Consider the following 12904-nt stretch of genomic DNA (forward strand, 5'->3'; position numbering starts at 1 on the left):
CCTGTAGGACGTGCATCCATATTTGCCATTTTGGCAAATGCAAGCGATGCTTGGAAGCATCACACTGGCGGGCCGATCCTTGCGTTCAGCTTCCGACCGATGCCAGCCCCGCTTCCTGTGTCCAATACCTACGGCCGCCGCCTCCGTGAGGCTCGCTTGGCCCGAGGGCTGAGCCAGGCAGATCTTGGGGCAGTTTTGGGATTGGAAGACCAGAACTCTGCGGCACCGCGCATTTCTCGCTATGAGAGAGGGGAGCGCATGCCCGACGAAGCAACCATGGAACGCCTGGCCGAAGAACTGGGCCTCCCGGTGGCCTATTTCCACGCCACGTCCGACGTGCTGGCGGAAGTGATCTTGGTGGTGTCCCGGCTCCCACCCGAACGCCAGCGTGAATTGCTGGCGCGGGTGAGAACCTACGCGGAATCTTTAGAGCCCTCGGAACGGACAACCAAGACGTAGTCCCGCTGAAATGATCGGTCGATTAGGACTATTGGACGACTGTTCTCTACTTCTTGCCGTAGATTTCCCAGACTTCCTCGCCCACCTTCAGGGTGCCCTTTGCCCAGCCGGGTAGCAGGTCATCTAGAGCCTCGCGAAGACTGCCCGAGAGCGAATGTGACGCATCTCCAGCCCGACGCGCCTTCCCGAAGACGCGCGTGATCCAACCACCGCGTCTGGGCCGTTCGGTTTCTTGGTCCCGTTGGGAAGAGCTTTCAATGGCTCTCAGCGCATCGCGCTGCAAGACGAGCACTGCGTCCTGTTCGGCAATTAGCGCCGCATGGAGATTGCGTTCGTCGCGAAGAGTGTTCAACGCACTTATCAAGGCGCCAATCATGCGCTCATCTACTAGCGCGACTTCGGTGGTTGAAAGCCATACCGCTCCGTAGTCCTTCACCTCAGCAGGCAAGCTGTCTAAATTGAATCGTGCCAACCTCAGTCCATTAGAGAACAGCTCTCTGAGCTTCTCCTCCTGATCCATTGTTTCCAAGCTGCGGACATCCGTTCCCACACTCATTGCGGCCCCTCGTTTCGACTGGAAGCCACTTATATCAGGATTTACTCATGAGGTGAGAGCGCATGTTTCCCTCGGCTCTTCAGCAAAGGAGACCCGGTCCGCCTCCAGGTTGACCCTTGCTCTTTCCAAAACTCGCCCCAACTGCTTTTCAGGGCAGGGGCGTCCTGTCTAACAGGGGAAACCAAATGTTGAAGTTCTACACCCAAGATCCAGCAGGCCTTCTCCAGAAGTTCAAGGCGAAGCTCAAGGCCAAACAAGGCCAGGACAGCATTCAGACGTGGGAGCAGGTGGGGGAGAACTTTGGGCACACTTCCGAGCGCTGGAAAGGCAAGCTGGCGTTCAAGGCCAACATCAACGCTGACGCCACGCAACCGAACCTCTCCTTTACAGTGGGCCCTATGGCGAAAGGCACCCAAGAAGAACGGCAGATCATCTACGCCTATTACCACGGCCACCTGCTTCAAACGTTCGTGGACCACCTGAGCGGATACTTCACTGCTGCTCAATATGCCGACACGCGCGGCAAGTAGTCCACACAGAGGCCCCTCTTACAGGGGCCTCTTTATTGCTTTTCATTCGGGTGCTTCTCGCCTTTTCAGGCCATCGTTCAAGAGCAACCTCACCAACTCACTGGCATGCAGCCCCTCTCGGGCTGCCGCCTGCTCCAGCCGATCTTTCAGCTGCCGTGGCACGCGAACGGCCATCTGCACGTAAGGTGGGCGGCTCACGTGGACAGCCTCGCCATCGTGAGCACCCACGCCAGCGCCAAACCGGCCAGGATTTGGGCCCGCAAGCGGTAACGCTCACGACGCACCCCGCTGGCATGCCGCCCGTTGACCCATAGGATGCCAGCCAGGCCCAGCACGGTGGCCAGCACCGCGCCGACGGTGGTCATGCCAGCGCCCCTGCCATGGTGGCCAGGACGAACCACTGTCCAGCGATGAGGACGTAGCCGATGAGCAATCCCTCCAAGCCCGCCCAGCGCTGGCCGGGGGTGCACAGCAGCGCCGCGCTGTCGTTGAGCAAGGACCACCCGGAGAGGATGGACAGCCATTCAAAATCATTGGTCGTAGCGGTCATAGATCGATCCCTCCCCTCCGGCGGAATTGATGGTAGAGGGCAACATCACCTCCTCGTTTTTCACGCGCCCGAACACGCTGGCAAACACGTCCATGAACGAGGTGCTTTGGGCCGCGTCCAGTTCGCCTTGGCGCGCATACTCGTCCAGCCCAGACGGGAACACCTGGCGTGCGCCGTTGACGGCGCCGCGCAATCCGCTGGCGTTGGGCATGTTCGCCCCAAAGTTGCGGTTCCACGTGTCGGAAAACCGGTCCAAGCCGTCCATGCCCATGAAAAGCAATCGCGCCAGCACCAGGGCAACCACGGCATTGACGACAAGCCGCTTCGTCAGTCTGAATCCAATGAACATCTCTCCTCCTTTGCATTTCGTTGGTCGGTGTCAGACGCACGCATCGCGAACGTCATACGCTTGGGATACACCGACACGCGAAACCCACAAGAGGGTTATTTTGACTAAAGCTAAAATTTGGGAGAAAAGCCCGATCACGCTGCAGGCGCGGCTGCACCTGCCCGTCAGCCGACGCTCGACTGGGGCAATGCTTTGAACGGTCCGAGTGACCAAATTGGCAGGGCTAAATCGGGCCCAAGTCTTTGACCATCGCCTGGCCAGGCTTCAAAAAGCCCAATAGCAACCGCCCGCCGGCGACGGTCCGCCCCATGCTGGCGTTGAGGTATCGAGCCTGGAGCTGCGCTGCCACCAGCAGGTCCTGGGTGGCCATGCTGGGCGGCCACTCCCTGAGCGGATCGCCGGGCGACGCCAGCTGTCCTCCTATGGGCTGGACAACCGCTGGAACGGTCAAGTCGTGTTTGGCATAGGCCGTGGCCATCATCCGGCCGTTCTTGGGCGACCAACCACCCAAGACCAACTCCGTGGCGCAGTGTTCCGCCGGCAACCCAGCCTCGGCAACGGCCTTCATGTAGTTGGGCCAAAGCTGATCGATCACAAGCCCGAGCTCAGCACTCAGTTGCTCCATCGTGAAATCGGCCCGAAAACTTGCCTCCAGGCACAGTTGGTAGATGCGAAGGAAGAACTGGGCTGACCCTCGGGTCGCCAGCAACAGTTGGTGCTGGGGAATGAGGAGCAGTTTGGCTCCCGCCGAAGCTTGTCCGCTGTGCGCGTCTTCGGCCCATGTGTCCACGGTCACAACCAGCTGGTTGGCACTCAGCAGAACGTTGAGGATGCTCATCGCAAAAGTCTGGCGGCTTTCTGCCACTATCGGGCCTCATCTCCCCCCTGTCGAGCCCGATCATGGCCCAAACCCTAGAAGAGCTGGCAGCGCGATTGGATGCCTGCGAAGTCGATCTGGAAGCCCATCGCGGATACCTCAAGGCGTTGGAGTATGGGCTGCGAACGATCATTGCCAGCCACCCGAGCCCCCAACTACTGCCCGTCGCTTGGAACATGGCTCTTGCGGGAGTGGCCGACGCCCATGCCGGCCACCAGACGCTCACCTACAACACGGCCTTGCAGCAGGGGCTGCAGGCGTTGACTCAACAATTCAATGCCCTTGGGCAAGGGCGCGACCAAGCATCCAACTTTCTTGGCTGACTGACTTGGGGGGCACGCAATGCCCCCCAACTCAGTCCGCTTCACTCACTCGCCGGCTGAAGGCGTGGTGTTTTTGGGGCGGCCAACCTCAACGGGTCATGATGACTCGCGTGGATTCCCCATCCGAGAGCTTGACGCTTTGCATCAGAAGTCCACCCTGCGGAGGCATGAACTCTTGACCGGGAACGGACCACATGATGCCGGTGGTCAGGAAATATTCTCCTGCAGGCAGCCCAGTAAAACTGAAGTTGCCTTGGGCGTCGCAAACCGATGTCTTGCGCGCCTGCTTGTAATCGGCGCTGTCAGGGATGAACTGCACGTTGGCCGAACCCACGGTGGTATACCCGCTCTCGGCACTGCCGTAAAGCGCGATCAGGCGCTCGCGACCATAGCCGGACTTGGGCTGCAAGGAGACTTCCAACCCCGCGCAGGTTCTGGGCTGACCACCCCGGGTTTGGAAGAAGGCTTGGCCGTTGATGGCGCCAGTGCCTTTCTCAGAGAACCAAGCAACTTCGCTGGGATCGAAAGTGGTGGTCAAAGCCACCTGCCGCGGCGGCGCTGGCGCAAACGTGGCGCAGCCTGACAGCAGCAAGAAGCCGAGAGGAAGAACGAACTTTTTCATGGTGCCCCTGATAGCGCCTACCTTGGCGCGGGCACAGTTTACCGATTGCGTGACACACCTCACAGTCTGCCCGAGCCAAGTTGGTCCCAGTGGCGTCCGTCGGGCATGGCATGGCAGCCAAAGCGGCTAGCCAAACCACCCGCGATCCACGCGCTCCAGATCGTGGTCTTCGCCAAAGGTGAGGGCAGCCTCTTTGGGCTGCAGGTCGCTGTAGCGGGACAACTCGGTGTCGGTGAGCCCGGCGTCCTGTATGGTGAGGGCGAAGTGCGCTTGCAGAGCGGCGTTGAAGGCGGTGCACCACTGGGCGTTGATGGTCGTCACGGGCGTTCTCCCTTAGGAACACGAAAGGGACCCCGAAGGGCGCCATGGGGTTCAGGCGTCTTTGGGCTCCGGGAGGCGGAGCACGACCACCCCGTTGACTGGCAGGGCGTTGAGAACGAGGCGGTAACCTTTGCCATCCTGGTGCGGCCAGGCCGCGCCGATCTTCGACCAGTTGCTGCGCTTCTCGCCCTGGACTTCGTATTCCTCTACCAGAAAGGCGTCGAGGCGGTCGGTGGCGGGCTGGGGATTCTTCTTGACCATGGTGTTGCTCCGTTGGGTTCGAGCGGATTGCTCGCGAACCGATCCGGGGAGACGAAAGGCCGTGCAGCACCTCGGCAGCGACGAAGCGGCAGCGCAGGAGGCCAGAGAGGCCGAAACACCGTGTAGGAGTGCAACGCACTTGCGCTCAGACGCGTGGACCCAAGGTTTCGCACCCGGCAACCGCGCCCAATGGAGCAGTGGCCCACGCCCCTCCCGCCATCGCCTCGCTCTGGTCGGGCATGGTCCGGGGTGCTCGGCGGTCGAAATAGGCATGGCCGCACCGGGAAGGGAATCCGCGGCCTTAGCTGCTGGTGCGCGGGTCATCGCCCCAAGATGCGATCCCTCGGGGCCTCGGGTATTCTTTGCCAATCAGGGGAAGAACACTTTATGAGCCAACGGATCATTGGCCTGGCCCTCGTAGCCATGCTCGTGGGATGCAACGCGCCCACACCACCCTCGCCGCCCGTGGTGGCACCGACTCCCGCTCCGGCTTTACCCGAGCCAACTCCCGAAGCGGAAACGAAGCCGGCGCAGGTGGAAGAGCCTGCTCCCGCCGCCGATGAACCGAGGGGGCACGTCGATGATCCGGCGGTGGTGGCGCGGCTGAGAAAGCTGATTAAAGAAAGGGACGCATTGGGCACCAAGGTGTTCCAGGCTGGCGTGTCCATCGATGGGGCAAGTTCGGCCGGCACGGCGTTCAACGAAATCCACATCCCTGAGCACACGTGCTTTGTGCTCGGCCAGCTGCTGGACAAGGCGGACTTGGTAACCCCGCTGGCTATCGCATACGAGCCGGACTACGAGACTCAAACCACCGAGAATGCTTCAGACCTCCGAATCATGGGCAATTCCCTAGGCAACTTCGCCAGCGTTGCTCAGCGCATGCTGGACATGCCGCACGACGAACGTGTGATCACTTGGAACCTGGACTGTGCCGGCCAGCTTGGCCTGCCCAAGGCCTACATCAAGCAGGAGGGACAATCCTCGTTCTATGTGGTGACGAACGAGGGCCATGCCCTGAAGGTGTTGGGTGATATTGAGGCCGGGTTTGCACAGAAGATCGAAGACGCCATCGAGGCCAACCCCACGGTAGAAGTAGTGATGCTGGGAAGCGGCGGGGGCTACGTCGATGAAGCTATGAAGGCCGGTGCTTACATTCGACGCAAGCGGCTGGACACCACCCTCTACAACAACTGCTACTCCGCCTGCCCTCTGGTCTTCATGGCTGGGGTTGAACGGCAGAACTGGTCGCCCTATCCCAAGCTCGGATTCCATCAGATCTACACACCCAATGGTCATGCCATCCCCTTTGACAGCCAGCCCTACCGGCAAATAGCTGGCTACCTGACCAGCATGGGCGTTGAGCCTCGTTACGTGCTGCAGAAGATGTGGTCCGCGCCGCCATCGGGCATGACCAACGTGGACGGACAGGACGAGGATCTCTGCCGGGCCAACATCACCACCTGGATTCAGCGGGGTTGTTCTAACCGAGACTACGGCCACTTGTGAGTGGCGCCCTCTTGCTCAGGCCCGTGGCACGGCGTATAAAACCCCTGCCGGTCGCTAAAGCGTCGGTGTTGTGCCCGCATAGCCAATAGGCTCCGGGTGCCCGAGGTCCACCCAATGGGGGCGCGGGAATCCTTTTCGATTCCGGAGCCCACCGTTGAGCACGAAGACCCTCAAAATCCTGCGCACCCGTTCTTTCCACGCCCAGCAAGGCCGCTGCTACTACTGCAGCGGTCCGATGTGGCTGTGCTCGCCCGACGAGTTGGGGCTGCGCCCCCGTTCGGCAGGACCCTTCCAATGCACGGCAGAACACCTGCTTGCCCGTCAGGACGGCGGGAAGGACGTGGCGGACAACGTCGTGGCCGCGTGCCACCTTTGCAACCTGCGCCGCCACAAACGCCCCACCCCGGCCCCCTCACCCGATGCATATCGCGCCCGCGTCCAGCAGCGCATGGCCAAGGGGACTTGGCACCCGGGGTTGGCCAAGGTGGCCGCCCACACAGGCATTCACGCTTTATCATGACGTGATCGGCTTCTCACTTTAGCGTTGGATGATCGCGGGGCATGGACAGCAAAAGGATGGCGAAGGAATGGACCCCGTCGTGGGTGGGCCAGCGCCTCACGGGATCATCGGAGTGGCGCTTGCGCTTGGACGGCCTGGAGCTCGCCTTGGCGCTGGACGGGCGCACCCACCGGGTCAACGTCGAAGACGAGGCGGCTTACCGCGTCAACGCCGGCACCTTCTGGACCGACATCACGCTCCACCCGGGCCAGCATCGGGAAGTGAAGGCCGATGGGTTGCCCAATGCCCAGGGCGCCGCCTTGGTTCAAGCGCTGAACGTGGCGCTGACGGAGAAGCGCCTGCGCGAGGAGGTGGCATTCCTCAAGGACCAGCAGGGCACGATCGACTCATGGCTGGACCACAAGGCAGAACAAGAGCGGACCTGCTTCGCACAGCGCCGCTGGTTCACCCACGAGCAGCAGGAAGATGTCCTGGCGGCCCGCCCCACGGTTGACCCGGCCGTCCTCCGATCTCGCCTGAAGAAGCCCGGCGTGGCGATCCGGCTGGGACCGGCTGCCCAGGCGATCGAGCGCTCGCTGGCCGCGTGGGAAGCCGACCACCGCCCTGCTTGGGCCGCGCTCAACGCGGCCCACGTGGAACGCGAGCTGGTGGCCAGCAAAGACTTGCTGGACCGGGTGGAGAGCAAGCCGCTCACCCCGGAACAAGCCAGGGCCGTGGTGTGCTTCGACAACCGCGTGCAGGTGGTGGCCTCCGCTGGCTCGGGCAAGACTTCCACGATGGTGGCCAAGGCGGCCTACGCCATCCAACGCGGGTTCGTGGATCCCAAACGGATCGTCCTGCTGGCGTTCAACAAGCAGGCCGCCGAAGAGCTCAAGGAGCGCGCGACCTTGGCATTTGAGCGCTTGGGCCTAGCGGAGTTGACCGTGGAGGCGTCCACCTTCCACGCGCTGGACCTGCGCCTCATCGGCAAGGCCACCGGAGAAAAGCCCGACATTCCCGATTGGGCCACCGACGGTCGCCCGCGTTCCGCCGCCAGTGGGACCTGTTCCGCTTCGTCTTTGGCAAAGACCTCCCGGCCTTTGGTGAGCGGGAGCCAGCGGAGGTGTGGGACGCCCAGGGCAAGGCAAGCGTCCGCACCAGATGGGGCATGTGACAGTGATCATCTGTGATTAAAAGCGACGCAAATGTCACCGCTGACGGACCCTTGGCTCGCGTCCGTCAGCTGTACAGCTCAGGCGCGGGTGTATGGTTGTTCGATCAGGGCTTGCATGCCGGTGGGGTTAGGGCTGAAGCTCATGGGCAGCTTGCCGATATGCCTCTTACTAGGTAAATGAGGCGCAAAGCCCAGCGCAGCGATGGAGCGTGTCAGATCGGGGGTTGCTTTGAGAGTTCGAAAAAATCGGCTTCGCTACGTCCTGACCATCGTAGGAGCCACGGCGGTGTGCCTTCTGGCGATGCTCGCCGTGGCCCAAGCCATCCTCTACGTGCGTGACAAGGCAGGGGCGGAGGCCGTGGCGGAAGCCGCGGTGGCGCGCTCGGAGGCTATATCCCTTGCAAGGCGCGTCGCGGCCGAACAAGCCTCTCGCATTGGACAGCCGCCTTGCTCGGCTACCGACATTGACTCACTGAAAGAGATCGCGTTCCGCTCCAGCTACATGAGCGACATCGGTCGCATCCGAGACGGACGCCTTGTCTGCAGCGCTCTCTGGGGGCGCTCGCGCCCCTACACCCTCCCCGCCCCACGCTTCTCCAGCGGCGCTGTCCGGCTTTGGCACGCATCGGATCTCGTTGGCTCCCCCTACACCGGGTCCAATCTGATCGCCCAAGGCGACACATTCACCGTGTCCTCCCCGTCTGCCTTCGAGAGCTTGGACCCTGCGCGCAGCAGCTCCATCAGCATCGAAACGAAGGACCGATCGTTTACATTCCGCACCTTGTCCCCGACCAGCCGCGTCGGCACCCCGTCTCTCGTCCAAGCTCAACATTGCAGCCGGGTGGCCGACGTTTGCGCGTTCGTTACCAGCCCTAGGCACGTGGTGTCCGAACTGCCCTCGGCGTTGCTCACCACCATCCTGGCAGCGGGTGCCTCGGTAGGGCTGTTGCTCGCGTTCTTGCTGATCAAACACCAAATCACGGCTCGGCAAACCATCCAGCAACGGTTGGTGCTTGCACTGAAGCGCAGCGAGATCGAACTGGCCTACCAGCCACTGCGTCGAATTGGCACGCGGGAGCTCGTGGGATTTGAAGCGCTCAGCCGCTGGCGCCCGCCGGGAGACGATGAAATCCCGCCGGCCGTCTTCGTGCCCATCGCCCACCGCCTCGGCCTGAGTCCTGATCTTTTTCGATACGTGCTGGCCCGTGCCATGACTGACCTCGCCCCCGCTCTGCGGGAGCACAGAAACCTCTACGTGAGCATCAATGCCGAGCCCGTGGACATGGCCCAAGAGTGCATCGTTCGCTACATCAGCAGCGTTTCCACCGATTCTGGCGTGTCCCCCGAACAGATTCGCATCGAGATCACCGAGCGGGAAGAACTCGTGTCTGCCGCCGCCAAGAGCAACATGCAGGCCCTCTCGGTTCTGGGATACCGGTTCTTGATCGACGACTTCGGGACGGGCAGCGCGAACTTCTCTCACCTCGCCCAGTCACCGTTTCGAGGAATCAAGATCGATCGCATGTTCGTGGCCGCTATCAACGAGGACTCACCCTTGCGGCCCGTGTTGCCAGGGATGTATCGCATCGCGCGTGAGCTTGGGCTGGATGTCATCGCAGAAGGCGTCGAAACAGAAGAGCAAGAGCTACTTCTCTACCGGATCGCGCCAGAGGCCATCGGCCAGGGATGGCATTACGGCCGCCCTCTCTCAACCAAAGACGCTCTGGCCGCCATCCAGGTTGGGTAGGCCTCTAGCGCGGTTTAACCCAAGCGCGTTCACTGGCGCTTGACCTCCGTCCTAGCAAGATCTCCGTGCGTCCGATGGGCGCGACAATCGTGAAACTCTCCGCCATGGCGCTGACCCCAGTTGGCGCCGCCGAACCAACGGGGTGACTCCCCTCGCCCCAGGTGACGCCCCGGCAGTTCAGGGCATCGTCGTGATCGGCACCCCTAGCAAGTGGCCTCTTTAGGGCAACGTGCGACACACACCCTCGGCAGTGGTCGCAACCGACTGGCCGCCGGTCTGGCCTTTTGCTGGTGAACGCACTGGCTCAGCGCTTTCCAACAGCGCCGCTCGGTCACTTCCCTGTGCCTAGGCTGTCACCGTGCAGCGCGCCTCTTGATCATGCTCCTGCTACGGCAATAGAGGGATCGGGCAGCGGCATCTGGCGTGCGGACTGCGCGGACGACCCCGTAGATGAATTCTTCAGAATTCAATTTTCTCATCAGGTTCCGGTGGGGTTGTCACGGTGCATCATATGCATTCCGCTCTGTTCAGCTTTTTGTTCATCTTCATGCCCAACATTGGACGTTCCTTCATCGATCAGGTTGAGGGTGTGCGGCGGGCCGACGGCTCGCTCTTGCAGGTCACGCGGATCAGTTGCGCTTGTCTGGAATGCGGCCGCCAACTGCGATTGGTTCCAGGGCATGGCCTGCTGGACTTGGACGGCGCCGCCGTGCTCACTTGCCCGCTCTGCGACAACCGCCAGGCAGTGGCACGAGCAAGGCTGGAAGAGCTCTGCCCCCCGACTTCACCACCCGCGCCAGGCGAGCCCTGATCCAATAGCGGACGTCTATGCGCTGGCCTGAAGGGACCAATTGACGGTGCAGCCAAGCTGAACGCTCACCGGTTTCCTACGCTTGAGCTTGGGGCCACACTGCTGCCAGGCCGAGACTCGGTGGCCAGCCAACGGAGGAGGGGTATGCACGAGGCTGAGACGGAGGCGTTGGTCAAGTTGGAGCTCCGCCTGTGCGAGTGCGAGAGGCGCCTGTCCAACGCTGAGGGCAAAACCAATGCCCTGGAGTACGCGGTCAGGGCGTTGGTCGCCAGTTCTGCAAATCCCACCGCGGTGCGCGTGGCGTGGGCCCACCTGATGCCCATGATCGTCGACAACCATGTGCCTCCGCAGCCAGGCTCCAATGCAGACTTTCTGCTTGGTTTGCGTCATGGCCTGAGGTTTGTGGCCGAGCAAATCGACGCTTTGCCCTGATCCCTAGAGACTTCCCAGGTCCAGAACGGTTGCTTGGCCCTTTGAGAGAATTGCCGCCAGCAGACGGCCGCCCGCCAATGGCCGCTCACTGTCGCCGTTGAGGTAAGCGGCTTGCAAACGTCCTGCTGCCATCAACTCCGCCCGTCCCATGCCCGCCGGCTGATTCCGCAAGGGCTCGCCGGGCGACGCCAAGCCTCCGACGAGCGGTTGCACCACGGCGGGGTGGCCGTCTTCGGACTTGGCATAAGCGGTGGCGACCATGCGCTGGGCGTGCGCCGACCAGCCACCCAAAACCAACTCGGTGTGCATAGCGCTGACGGGTATGCCAGCGGCTGCAGCCGCCCTCACGTAGTTTGGCCAGAGGCGATCAATCACGCCGCCGAGCTCGCCGGACAGCCGCTCTATCGTGAAGTCCGCTCGAAAACTGGCTTGGAGACAGAGCTCGTAGATTCTTAGGAAGAACTGGGCCGACCCACGCGTGGCCAAGACGGCGTTGTGCTGAGGGATCAGGAGCAACTTGGCGCCCTCTGAGTGCGCCCCGGTTTGAGCGTCTTGCGCCAGGGTATCGACGGTCACAGCCAAGTGATCGGCACTCAGCAACACGTTCAAAATGCTCATCTGCCGTCCTTGGGATCCATACAGCCCATTGAACCTTCCAGCACCAAGTCAGCCACAGGGATTGGTGAGGATTTCAGAGGCGATCTGCTCCCCCGCCTCCAACACTTTGAGGCACGACGGCGCTTTGATGCCCAAATCCGAGCGCTCACCCACGCCGTGCACCTCGACACCGAGGAGGACCCAGCGGCTTTCGCTGAGCCGCCAGATCTCGCAGGTGTAAACGTGCTCTCCCACTGACAAGGTGACCCGTTTCAAATCGTTATCTGGCTTGGAAGTCCCCATGATCCTCGAACCCTGACTGCTCCAGAAGCAGTTTGAACGCGAACGCCGCTGGCCTCAACCAATCCCGTATGTTCCACGCTTGCCCTTCCTGCGACGCGGAAAGTCAGGCTCAGACGACTGCAACCTAGCAATTCATCCCTCACTGGCGGCCGGCAATGTGACTCCGAGCGTCGCTTCGTTCCTGTGTAGCAGACCGCTTGCCTAAATGCTCAGTTCGCCCCTCCTTTGCTAAGTGGCCTAGACAGGGGCCCAACGTAGACCGAGGCAGCCGGCCCACCTGTGAATCGCACAAGGAGATCCATCGCCGTAGCATTCATTGCTTCCGCATCGCCCCGCTGCGCGAAGCCGGCCCAGCCCGCCATCGCGATGCTCTGCAGCTGGCCCTCATTGGCCTCAAACAATCGCATTGGCCACCGCGGCAGCCGGCGTTGCGATACACGTCCGCGTGCCAACTCAATCAAGTTCAGATGGCTGCGCGCTTCGGATGCCCTGGCGTATGCAACGCGAAGGCCGTCCGGTGCGCCTTCCATGTAGGACAAGAAGCGGGCCCCGTCGTAGAGAGTCACACCAGTCACCCCGGCTTGCCTGTTGAACCGCTCAGCATCGCCCATCAACTTAACCAGTCGGCCAGCGGAGAGGTAGGGGCTGGCCTCGCTCACAAAAACCACCGCACGATTTGGCATGACATGCTCCAATGACTGCTTCAGACCAAAAAAACTGCCGGGTCGTGGAGAGCAACACGCGCTACTCGGCACCCTTTGATTTTGCCTTCCAAGCGCCGGTTTCCACGTCCTTCCGCAGCATCCAATCCTTAGCGGGAATCTTTGCACCACGGGCGGTCAGGTAGCTCGGCATGGAAAGAATGATCTCACCGTCTTGAACCAGACAATTGGTCGAAAGGACCACGCCATCGCTGAGCTCGACCAAGCACGTGGTTCCCTCGCCCGATTCGGCCTGCTCTCCTTTCAGGGTCGCTGCGGCCCC

The 12904-nt window shown here is 61.8% G+C and carries 21 protein-coding genes; 8 read left to right on the forward strand and 13 right to left on the reverse strand.

What is annotated here, in order from left to right:
- Window positions 1-99 precede the first annotated feature (99 nt).
- Window positions 100-459, forward strand: coding sequence for a helix-turn-helix domain-containing protein (locus ACX9OT_RS08605; protein WP_049462992.1), 360 nt, complete (start codon window positions 100-102; stop codon window positions 457-459).
- Window positions 460-505: 46 nt separating this feature from the next.
- On the opposite strand, the gene ACX9OT_RS08610 is transcribed toward ACX9OT_RS08605, so the two are convergent.
- Window positions 506-1015: a hypothetical protein gene (locus ACX9OT_RS08610; RefSeq protein ID WP_139319693.1), complete on the reverse strand. Its 510-nt coding sequence runs from the start codon at window positions 1013-1015 to the stop codon at window positions 506-508.
- A 185-nt stretch (window positions 1016-1200) separates the two neighbouring features.
- On the opposite strand from ACX9OT_RS08610, the gene ACX9OT_RS08615 reads away from it, so the two are divergent.
- A complete protein-coding gene (locus tag ACX9OT_RS08615; protein WP_049462990.1) occupies window positions 1201-1545 on the forward strand; it encodes a hypothetical protein in 345 nt (114 codons plus the stop codon).
- A gap of 194 nt (window positions 1546-1739) precedes the next feature.
- Here the strand turns inward: ACX9OT_RS08615 and ACX9OT_RS08620 are convergent, their stop codons facing one another.
- From ACX9OT_RS08620 to ACX9OT_RS08635, 4 genes are all read right to left on the reverse strand, one after another.
- Window positions 1740-1910, reverse strand: coding sequence for a hypothetical protein (locus tag ACX9OT_RS08620; protein ID WP_157805905.1), 171 nt, complete (start codon window positions 1908-1910; stop codon window positions 1740-1742).
- Window positions 1907-2095 carry a hypothetical protein gene (locus tag ACX9OT_RS08625; RefSeq protein ID WP_049462989.1) on the reverse strand — a complete coding sequence of 63 codons (189 nt, stop codon included), beginning with the start codon at window positions 2093-2095 and terminating at the stop codon, window positions 1907-1909. Before ACX9OT_RS08625 ends, ACX9OT_RS08620 begins: the two co-directional genes overlap by 4 nt.
- On the reverse strand, window positions 2076-2444 hold the full coding sequence (locus ACX9OT_RS08630; RefSeq protein WP_049462988.1) for a hypothetical protein: 369 nt from the start codon (window positions 2442-2444) through the stop codon (window positions 2076-2078). The genes ACX9OT_RS08625 and ACX9OT_RS08630 overlap by 20 nt, the downstream gene beginning before the upstream one ends.
- Window positions 2445-2667: 223 nt before the next feature.
- The gene (locus tag ACX9OT_RS08635) at window positions 2668-3282 is read right to left on the reverse strand and encodes a hypothetical protein (protein ID WP_049463040.1); all 615 of its coding nucleotides are present in this window, start codon (window positions 3280-3282) and stop codon (window positions 2668-2670) included.
- Window positions 3283-3344: 62 nt separating this feature from the next.
- On the opposite strand from ACX9OT_RS08635, the gene ACX9OT_RS08640 reads away from it, so the two are divergent.
- Complete coding sequence (locus ACX9OT_RS08640; protein WP_049462987.1) at window positions 3345-3644, forward strand: hypothetical protein; 300 nt, start codon at window positions 3345-3347, stop codon at window positions 3642-3644.
- Between the two features lie 88 nt (window positions 3645-3732).
- On the opposite strand, the gene ACX9OT_RS08645 is transcribed toward ACX9OT_RS08640, so the two are convergent.
- The 3 genes from ACX9OT_RS08645 to ACX9OT_RS08655 form a co-directional block, all read right to left on the reverse strand.
- Window positions 3733-4266: a hypothetical protein gene (locus ACX9OT_RS08645; protein WP_054172073.1), complete on the reverse strand. Its 534-nt coding sequence runs from the start codon at window positions 4264-4266 to the stop codon at window positions 3733-3735.
- A gap of 126 nt (window positions 4267-4392) precedes the next feature.
- Window positions 4393-4587: a hypothetical protein gene (locus ACX9OT_RS08650; protein ID WP_075677521.1), complete on the reverse strand. Its 195-nt coding sequence runs from the start codon at window positions 4585-4587 to the stop codon at window positions 4393-4395.
- Between the two features lie 51 nt (window positions 4588-4638).
- On the reverse strand, window positions 4639-4848 hold the full coding sequence (locus tag ACX9OT_RS08655; protein ID WP_459001711.1) for a hypothetical protein: 210 nt from the start codon (window positions 4846-4848) through the stop codon (window positions 4639-4641).
- A gap of 387 nt (window positions 4849-5235) precedes the next feature.
- Between ACX9OT_RS08655 and ACX9OT_RS08660 the strand changes: the two genes are divergently transcribed.
- The 4 genes from ACX9OT_RS08660 (at window position 5236) to ACX9OT_RS08675 (ending at window position 9777) form a co-directional block, all read left to right on the forward strand.
- Complete coding sequence (locus tag ACX9OT_RS08660) at window positions 5236-6357, forward strand: COG3904 family protein (RefSeq protein WP_139319692.1); 1122 nt, start codon at window positions 5236-5238, stop codon at window positions 6355-6357.
- A gap of 154 nt (window positions 6358-6511) precedes the next feature.
- Window positions 6512-6877, forward strand: a complete 366-nt coding sequence (locus tag ACX9OT_RS08665; RefSeq protein WP_075677517.1) for an HNH endonuclease — start codon at window positions 6512-6514, stop codon at window positions 6875-6877.
- 56 nt (window positions 6878-6933) lie between these two features.
- Window positions 6934-8046: a UvrD-helicase domain-containing protein gene (locus ACX9OT_RS08670; RefSeq protein ID WP_459001713.1), complete on the forward strand. Its 1113-nt coding sequence runs from the start codon at window positions 6934-6936 to the stop codon at window positions 8044-8046.
- 294 nt (window positions 8047-8340) lie between these two features.
- On the forward strand, window positions 8341-9777 hold the full coding sequence (locus ACX9OT_RS08675) for an EAL domain-containing protein (RefSeq protein ID WP_459001715.1): 1437 nt from the start codon (window positions 8341-8343) through the stop codon (window positions 9775-9777).
- A 478-nt stretch (window positions 9778-10255) separates the two neighbouring features.
- Here ACX9OT_RS08675 and ACX9OT_RS08680 read toward each other — a convergent pair whose 3' ends face one another.
- Complete coding sequence (locus ACX9OT_RS08680; RefSeq protein WP_139319691.1) at window positions 10256-10459, reverse strand: hypothetical protein; 204 nt, start codon at window positions 10457-10459, stop codon at window positions 10256-10258.
- Window positions 10460-10732: 273 nt separating this feature from the next.
- Here ACX9OT_RS08680 and ACX9OT_RS08685 point away from each other — a divergent pair, with 273 nt between their 5' ends.
- Window positions 10733-11020 carry a hypothetical protein gene (locus tag ACX9OT_RS08685; RefSeq protein ID WP_049462740.1) on the forward strand — a complete coding sequence of 96 codons (288 nt, stop codon included), beginning with the start codon at window positions 10733-10735 and terminating at the stop codon, window positions 11018-11020.
- A gap of 3 nt (window positions 11021-11023) precedes the next feature.
- Here ACX9OT_RS08685 and ACX9OT_RS08690 read toward each other — a convergent pair whose 3' ends face one another.
- The 4 genes from ACX9OT_RS08690 to ACX9OT_RS08705 form a co-directional block, all read right to left on the reverse strand.
- Window positions 11024-11638, reverse strand: coding sequence for a hypothetical protein (locus tag ACX9OT_RS08690; RefSeq protein WP_049462739.1), 615 nt, complete (start codon window positions 11636-11638; stop codon window positions 11024-11026).
- Between the two features lie 48 nt (window positions 11639-11686).
- Window positions 11687-11920, reverse strand: coding sequence for a hypothetical protein (locus ACX9OT_RS08695; RefSeq protein ID WP_049462738.1), 234 nt, complete (start codon window positions 11918-11920; stop codon window positions 11687-11689).
- Between the two features lie 209 nt (window positions 11921-12129).
- Window positions 12130-12603 carry a BLUF domain-containing protein gene (locus ACX9OT_RS08700; protein ID WP_049462737.1) on the reverse strand — a complete coding sequence of 158 codons (474 nt, stop codon included), beginning with the start codon at window positions 12601-12603 and terminating at the stop codon, window positions 12130-12132.
- A gap of 61 nt (window positions 12604-12664) precedes the next feature.
- Window positions 12665-12847: a hypothetical protein gene (locus tag ACX9OT_RS08705; protein ID WP_197655287.1), complete on the reverse strand. Its 183-nt coding sequence runs from the start codon at window positions 12845-12847 to the stop codon at window positions 12665-12667.
- Window positions 12848-12904 lie beyond the last annotated feature (57 nt).

The sequence above is a fragment of the Stenotrophomonas genospecies 3 genome (assembly GCF_054473855.1).